This window comes from Bradyrhizobium sp. 23AC (assembly GCF_054863025.1).
On sequence record NZ_JAVAYN010000114.1, the window covers coordinates 1 to 278 of the forward strand.

The 278-nt window shown below is 47.1% G+C and carries 1 pseudogene; it reads right to left on the minus strand.

From position 1 onward, the window contains the following. Positions 1-278 (minus strand): annotated as a pseudogene (locus tag RAD10_RS41695) (RelA/SpoT family protein); the annotation flags it as partial.

Here is a 278-nt window from a genome sequence, read left to right on the forward strand (position 1 = left end):
TAGGTCGCTGCCATCAACCACTTCTTCTTGCCATTGTAATAGTTTACGCAACCAGCTAATTTTTTGCTCATAACCTGAGCCTCGCCCTGGCAATGCGCCTTCTTTATACATCCAATGCGCAGCAACACCCAACTCGGCATCTTGGTGCATATCGCTAGTGCGAATTTGAATCTCTACCGTTTTGCCTTCGGGGCCAAATACCACGGTATGAATAGACTGATAGCCATTTTGCTTTGGCGTGGCTACGTAGTCGTCAAACTCTTTATGCAAATGACGCC